The organism is Maribacter sp. (assembly GCF_049667165.1).
In the GTDB taxonomy this organism is placed as follows: domain Bacteria; phylum Bacteroidota; class Bacteroidia; order Flavobacteriales; family Flavobacteriaceae; genus Maribacter_A.
Map to the genome: position 1 here is coordinate 1 of NZ_JBATHS010000394.1, position 8,093 is coordinate 8,093.

Annotated in this window: 2 protein-coding genes and 1 pseudogene; all 3 read left to right on the forward strand. The window is 41.7% G+C overall.

Annotated elements, in window-relative coordinates; genetic code table 11:
• A partial coding sequence (locus WBM98_RS17905; protein ID WP_424367386.1) for a right-handed parallel beta-helix repeat-containing protein occupies positions 1-3,239 on the forward strand: 3,239 nt, incomplete at its 5' end.
• Between the two features lie 201 nt (positions 3,240-3,440).
• On the forward strand, positions 3,441-6,839 hold the full coding sequence (locus WBM98_RS17910) for an FG-GAP-like repeat-containing protein (protein WP_424367387.1): 3,399 nt from the start codon (positions 3,441-3,443) through the stop codon (positions 6,837-6,839).
• A gap of 454 nt (positions 6,840-7,293) precedes the next feature.
• Positions 7,294-8,093: pseudogene (locus tag WBM98_RS17915) on the forward strand (hypothetical protein); the annotation flags it as partial.

An 8,093-nucleotide genomic window follows, 5' to 3' on the forward strand; every position in this document is an offset into this window, starting at 1 on the left:
GTTCCTCACGGGCACCGGTGCTTACAATCGTTTATTCCACTGGCCCAGCAATAAGCATAGGCGATGTTACTGTAAACGAAGATGATGGTACCGCGGTGTTCACGGCTACCCATATTGGCACAAATACGGGCGGATCGTTCACAGTGAACCACCAAACAGTTAATGGTACGGCAACGGGTGGAAGTGACTTTACCGCGATTGCTAGTGGCACATTGACCTTTAATGGAATCGCTGGGGATACCGAACAAATTACGGTAAACATAACCGATGATACCTTGTATGAGACAACGGAGGATTTTTCGATACAATTCACAGGGGTATCGAATCCTTCCGTTAGCATTGCCGATACGGCTACCGGGACCATAAATGATGATGAAGTAATATTGAACAATACGCCATTGGTGTTGTATGAAGAATTTGATGGGTATATCGGGTATACCTCAACGGGTAACACATTGAGGTCTCAGCCAAATACGGGTGATCCTTGTGCCCTGGTTTCCCCCCTATCCAGCTCAAATACCCTGACATCGGCAGTACCTGCAGGAGGAACGATTGATAGAGCATATTTGTACTGGGCACATTCGTCGGCAACACCCGATTCGCAGGTGATTTTTGAAGGAGTAACAGTAGATGCGGATTTGATGTATACCACTTCCCTGTCGGGAGGTAGGGTATTTTATGGGGGAGTGAGTGACGTGACAAGTATAGTCACCAGTGTGCCTAATCCTAGCACCAATGTTTTCGACTTTACTGGTTTGACCATTGATACTTCCAGTACGTATTGTAACTCCGCTACAGTATTAGGGGGTTGGAGCTTAATTGTGTTTTATACCGATTTAAGTTTACCGGCATCGACTATCAATCTGTATCAAGGCTTTCACGGTGAGAGTGATTCCTCATCAACGTATACATTGGATGGCTTTTTTGCTATTGGGGCAACAGGTTCAAAAACTACTGCGTTGTCATGGGAAGGTGATCAGACTTTAAGTAATAACGAAGGTTTAACGGTAACCACTGGCCTAGGGACATTCCCATTGACAGGAGATGGAGATAACACGTTGTTCAATGCCAATCCTTTCAATTCAACGATTTATGATAATACAGATACTCCAACAGTAAATAATACAGCTGCATATGGCATCGATTTAGATACCTATGACGTTTCCCCATTTATCCAACCTGGTGAATCCAGTGTTACCACTAATATTCAATCAGGTCAGGATTTTGTGATTTTGAATGCTGTAGTCTTAAAAGTGCCTTCAAATTTAATAACGGGTACGGTTTTCGAAGATGTGAACTACGGAGGTGGTTTGGGAAGAAACTTGGCAAGTTCTTCTGGGGTAGCATTACCCGGAGTAACCGTTGAATTATACGACAGTTCGGGGGTTTTAAGACAAACTTCAACGACAGGCCCTTCGGGCCGATACGTTTTTGCAGGAATGGCGAATGGCAGCTATAGTGTTAGGGTGGTAAATAATTCCGTTAGATCATCGCGGGGCGGAGGATCAGGTTGTACGACCTGTTTACCAGTTCAAACCTTTCGAAAAGATTATTTATTAAGTACCCTGACCGAGGTTTCCAATGAGGTTGGTGGTGCAAACCCTGCTGCAACAGATCCAGGCACGGGCACCTTGACCGGGGCCCAAAGTGTCGCTTCTGTGACCATATTAAGTGAAGGGGTTGCAGGATTGGATTTCGGTTTCAACTTCAATACCATAGTGAATACCAATGAAGATGGTCAGGGCTCTTTGGAGCAATTTATTGTAAATGCCAATGAACTCGATGAAACCGGATTGGATATTGTAGCCAATGGTATTTTCGACCCAGCTGCTGGGGAGGATACTTCGATATTTATGATTACACCAACAGGTGATGCCCAAGGTAGAACTACGGATACTAACTTTGCTAGCGGTTATTTTGATATTTTTGTAACAGATGGAGCGCAACTAACCGAACTAACCAGTACGAATACTATAATAGATGGTAGGACCCAAACAGCGTATTCTGGTGATACAAATTCGGGTACCATTGGATCGGGTGGGTCTGCCGTAGGTGTTACGGCTACAAGCCTGCCCAATTATAATTTACCTGAAATTCAAGTTCGGGGCGATTCCAAAGAAATATTCAGAAATGATGGAGCGTTGAACACTATTCGGAATTTGGCCATATTTCTAGACGATAAAACAGCAATTCAAGTCAATGACGGATCATTAAACGTCTTAGAGAATTTAATAGGGGTCAATGCCTTAGGGGTAAATACGGGGGATATGGAGTATGGTGTTGAAATAACCGATGGGTCTGCAACCATTGCCAGAAATTATTTAAGTGGTTCAGATGATGCTGCAATTTTGGTAGATGGTGGCACATCTACAATAATTACCAACAACCACATAACAAATAACGGAAATGATGCTTGCAAGCCTTCGATTGAAATTAGTGATGGGGATGGCATTGTATTGCAAACCAACCTAATAGAAAATTCGGGAGGATATGGCATAGACGCTGAAAATATATCGAGTCCGATAACTATTGATGAAAATACAATAACCACATCAGGATTTATGGGTGGTGGTTGTCTTGCTGGGATTCTTTTAGGTGATGACGATGCTTCAGTCACAGGAAATATTATCCATACCAATGCAGGAGCAGGGCTGGAACTAGTAAACAATAGTTCAGGGAATTTAATCTCCCAAAATTCATTTTATGCGAATGGTACAGTGAGTGATGCACTTGGCATCGATTTGGATCAGGACGGTGTAACATTGAATGACAACGGGGATTCTGATAATGGCCCTAATGGGGGAATGAACTTCCCGATAATTTTCGAATCGAATATTACAGGTTCGGCTATTGTTATAGAAGGTTGGGCCCGACCAGGTGCGATTATTGAATTCTTTCTGACCGATATCAATGAAGGTAATGCTGTTTTAGGGGATAACCAACTTGGTATGGTCACCGATTATGGTGAAGGTCAGACCTACATAGGCACGGTTGTAGAAGGGAGTGGGGCCGATTTAGACCCAGGGACTTCTTCCTATACGGACTTGGACGGGAATACCGATACTACCAATAAGTTCAAATTTAGTATCCCAATACCCAGTGGTGTTATGAAAGGGGAATATATTACGGCAACAGCAACCCTCGGCAATTCAACTTCTGAGTTTTCCCCATTTAGTATTCTAAAGGTCTATACGGTAATTACGAACAGAAGAATTACTTATAGGGTCAATAAAAATTAATTCATACCATTTTTCATACTTTGTTATAACTTATTGGTGTTAAATAGGTTATCGACAAACTACATGTTTTTAGTCACTCATAATGATAACATGGTACTTCACAACATTTATTTCATCCCCTAATTTAAAATTTCAAAATTTATAGTTCCATAGAACTGTATTTACTTAATTATTAAGTATTTCAATATAAAAAGTACATTAATGGGGAGCAATTCTCTTTCTAAGTTTATCCTCTCAGGTTTTTACCTGCTAATAAGTATTTTATTTATTGGTCTGGGTAAGTCATATTCCCAAACTACATTCTCCGAGGATGTAACAAATAGTTATAATTTGAACATTGGGGGTAACAAAGATGGAGGCCATGCATGGGCCGATTATGATCTTGATGGTGATTTTGACTTGGTTATCAATACACAAGGTAACGGTCGTTTAATGCGTAACGATGGTGGCAGTTTTACCGATGTGACTGGCTCACTTGCTCCAAACTTTAACAGTGGTAGTTTGGAACGTACCGCATTGTTTGTTGATTTCAATAATGATGGCTATCCGGATATTTTCAGAAATGCATATAATGACCTTCGAATTTATCTTCAAGACCCCGCCACCAACCGGTTTGGAAATGGAACTGGAGGTACTGCACCAAGTCAACGATTTACTTCGATGACCGATGGCATGAACACCGAGGGTGCTGGTGCTTTGGATTATGACGGGGACGGGGATCTGGATCTATTTGTGGACAACCACAATTTTGGTATCGATATTCTTCAGAATGATGGAAATGGTTTCTTTACACACGTCACTCGTAAGGCTGATAGTCCCTCGCCTCCCTATAATGTCGGAAATCCCACTACCTGGCCACTTGGTCTTGTACAAGATGCTACTGATGGGGATTATGGCTCGGCTACGGATTTTAATGATGATGGTTGGGTAGACATTGTGGTGCGTAAAAGAGATCAAGTGGATTTGTTTACCAATGTTGGCGGCACTTTTCAAAATGGGGTAGATATTGACCAAGCTTTTAATAGTAACAAAGGAGCAGTTGCATTTTATGATTTTGATAACGATGGGGATTTTGATGTATACTGGACAGAAAATGGGAATAATCAAATTCACCGAAATAATGGGGATGGAACGTGGACACCTTTAGGTGCTGCGACAGGTATCCCTATTAGTTTTTCAGGTCAAATTGAAGGCCTGGCATGTGGTGATGTTGATAATGATGGTGATATCGATATCTTTTTAGCAGGTGGAACCAATAAGTTATTCCTAAACCAAATAAATAATGGAGGAGGGGCCATGTCTTTTGTAGATTCGGGTCTCACCTTTAATAATTCCGGTGGGGAAGGATGTACGTTTATTGATATTGACCAGGACGGCGATTTAGATCTTTATACCAATCGTTCGGGTAATAACAGATTATTTATCAATAATCTGGGATGGTTCCAACGATTTAGTCACATCTACATCGATGGCATGGAAGACCGTGATGCCCTTGGATTAACTGGTACTGAAGAACGATTTGGTGTGGGGGCAACGGCAAAAATATTGGATTGCGATGGGAATGTAATTTCAGGTACTAGGGAGGTCAATGGAGGTTTTGGGCATGGTACACAAGCTCCAGGTCGTATCCACTTCGGATTACCCAGTGGACCCTTTGTTCCAATAGTGGTAGAAGTGGCCTTTCCAAGAACGTCATCAGGTAGGGTAGTGGTCCGAAAACAATTAAGACCTATCGATTATTTTAGTGGAGGTATAAATTTGATTGATTTATACCCAGATTCGGCCAATCAACCTCCCACCGCGTTTAATGATTATATCACTACGGTGCAGGATAGTCCAATTACATTTGATCCTTTAGCTGACAATGGTGGTGGGGCAGATTCTGATCCAGAAGGTGAACCTATGGAGGTAGTATCTATAACCACAGCGACCAACGGTACAGCAGTATTGAATGGAGATGGAACAGTTACCTATACCCCTAATCCTGGATTTTCTGGAGGAGATCAGTTCAACTATACCATGCGTGACAATGCCAGTTGTACGTTTACTTCAGAAGAAAGTACAGCAACCATCTATATTACCATCTATGCAGATTCAGACAATGATACCGTACCCGATAATACGGATTTGGATGATGACAACGATGGCATACCCGATACGGACGAATTGGATACTATTGCCAATTATAATCAGCCTGCTTGTGGAGGAGAAACGAATCTTGACTTCAGTTCAGCTGCTTCCTTGGTATCAGGAGTGGATAAAACCCAAGGTGCGGTGTATAGAATTGCAAATGTAACCACTGGAACAGATGCCCTGGTCACGATTTCACAGGTTTTCAATGCAACAGTTTATAATGTTGACAATAATGGGTCAGATGCTCCTAATTTTAAACCACAGACGGGATTTAACCTTCCGAACGTCGGGGATCGAGCCTATGTGGAATATAATATCCAATTTGTTAATTCTGGGGGATCCACACCAGTAGTGATACCCAAATTTTTTATGAATTTTAATGATATCGATGGAGGTGCCCAATATGGAGAAGAAAACTGGGTGGATAATCCTTCGACATATACGATTGAAAACCCAACCGAATTAACCATAACCAATGAAGGGTCATGGGTAATAGCCACTGCCGGTATGGTGGATCATTCGGGATCTAGCAATATAGATCCTGAAGTAAATGTAAGCGTGAATTACAACTCTAAATCTGAAATGTCGTTACGTGTCGGGGCCGTGGCTAGAGTGGCCGGAGCTTCAGCAACAGGTCGGCAACATAGTATTGAATTTAATTGTATTACAAATTTTGTTAGCCCTGAAACGTATGGTATTGACAATGATTCAGATGGGGTTGCCAATCATTTGGACCTGGATAGCGATAATGATGGGATTTTTGATGCGGTGGAAGCGGGACACGATCAAGCCCATACCAATGGAGTGGTAAATGGTCTGTACGGTTTGAATGGATTGGTCAATTCAGTAGAAACAGTTCCCGAGAGTGGCACGATTAACTATGCTATATTGAATTCAGACGGAACCGACCCACCTGATTACCTAGACACCGATAGTGATGACGATGGCTGTAGCGATGCGAATGAGGCCTACAATGATGCTAATACAGACGGGGGGGATAATGAATACTTTGGTACTGGCAATCCTCCGGCAACGGATGGTTATGGTAGGGTGACTGCGGCTACATATCCCATCCCAGCCGATATAGACGCAAATAGTACTCCGGATCATATGGAAGCCGATGCAGCTCCATTGATATCAACACAGCCATTAGATACCCAAGTTTGTCCCGGTTGTAATACGACGATTTCTGTCATGGCATCAAATGCAGATACCTATCAATGGCAAATATTCAATGGTTCTATATGGGTAGATCTGACCGATTCTGGTATACATAGCAATACCACTTCAGCTACTTTGACCATAACCAATGCTTCAACTTTCGACGATGGTAACCTGTATAGGGTTATAGTCTCCAATACCATGTATATATGTACCTCTGAAACCTCGAATACGGCCTTATTAACAGTACGGGTAAATACCGTGATAACGAACAGAAGAATTACCTATAGAGTAAATAAAAATTAATACAAAATTCTGATTGACAAACCATTTTTATTGAGGATTTTTCCTACCTGTAAACACGTGGAAAGTATTGCTATAATGAGCCTGATCGACCAATGAATTATCCAAAAAATCATAAAATATATCGATGGACACCTCAATTTTTTAACACTTAGGCTATAGGAAAGGACACTTACACAACAAATATTTTCCCACGGATGGTATACCGTTAATTTTGTAAAGTGTAATTGGAATGATGTGGTTCATAGTGAAAAATGTATCAAACCAAACAAACCCAAATGAATGAATGCCTTGATCAATATTATTAGAGTTTACAGCAAATTACAAGCGTATCCGATTTTATATGAAAAGCATTCAAAAATCTTGATGTTGAATGGCCTATCGACGATTCAATTTTAAGAAACCAACTAACTAAATGATTTTGAAACACCAAACCATAAATAGAAAAGACGTTGTCATGAGTAGAAAGATTTTAATTCTGATATTTCTTGTGTTCTCAGGATTTGCATTTTCGCAGACTACGGTCAACCTAGAAGATCAATGTAATTGCGAGGTTCTGAGTGGACCTGATGTTACAGCACCAGGAATGGTAACCCCGGCAGGAGCGGATACCGGTGATATATATGTGAATACCAATACGGGTACCATCTATTTTTGGGATGGGGATTCTTGGGAACTGACTTCTACGGATAGTCAACAGGTTTTGGATTTTAGTTATGATCCTACCACCCGTGGACTTACCTTGGCGTTGGAGAATGGAGGGGCTCCTATCACGGCGATCCTTCCTGCAGAATCATTGACAACCTTGACCTTGAACGGTAATTCACTGGAATACCTTGATGAGGATAACAATACGAATCTGATACCACTTAATGTAGGTAATCTAGCATTGGGGGCCGACGGCAACTCTTTGGATTATACGGATGAAGCTGGATTATTGACCAATATTCCCATGAATGTTGGCGCTTTGGCTTTTAATGCCGCCACGCGCGAGCTTAGCTATATTGATGAGGCGGGAACCTCAACAGTAATCATTTTACCTGCAGAGACGGTGACCAACTTGGTTGACAATAATGATGGTACCATTACCTATACCAATGAGGATGGTACGCCACAGACGATAAACAAATCCAGTCTAACCGATCTTGGCAGTGGTATCTATAGTTTTGACAATGGTGATGGTTCACCAGTTGCTTTTGTCGGTACTGATAGTCAAACTGCAGCCGAGGTTAATTACGATAATACGACCTCTGGCCT

Coding starts and splice junctions, on each gene's coding strand:
- WBM98_RS17910 (WP_424367387.1), top strand. CDS start 3,441: ATGGGGAGCAATTCTCTTTCTAAGTTTATCCTCTCAGGTTTTTACCTG.